Source organism: Micrococcus sp. R8502A1 (assembly GCF_006704135.1).
Lineage (GTDB): Bacteria > Actinomycetota > Actinomycetes > Actinomycetales > Micrococcaceae > Micrococcus > Micrococcus luteus.
This window is the reverse complement of sequence record NZ_VIGS01000128.1, coordinates 1-239: the sequence shown is the minus strand read 5'-3', so window position 1 is coordinate 239 and position 239 is coordinate 1. Positions and strand designations below refer to the sequence as shown.

Below are 239 nucleotides of genomic sequence, written 5' to 3'. Positions count from 1 at the left end.
CCGAGGCGGCGGTGAAGCTGCTCTGGCTGGCGATCTGCAACATCGAAGACAAACGCGCCGCCGAACGCGCTCGGGACCGGGGCAAACCCGCCGGCCAGCGCAAAGCCCAGGGCCGGCTCGTCGAAGGCCAGGCCGTCACGAACTGGAAGCAGGCCCTCGCCCAGCTCGCCGCGGCCTACCCCGACCGGATCAACCCCTACCTGTGACCACCCCGCTTACACAGACAAGTTGACACGCCC

Annotated in this window: 1 pseudogene; it reads left to right on the top strand. The window is 69.0% G+C overall.

The window, feature by feature from the left end:
• Positions 1 to 206 (top strand): annotated as a pseudogene (locus FLM69_RS11335) (IS256 family transposase); the annotation flags it as partial.
• Positions 207 to 239: the final 33 nt, after the last annotated feature.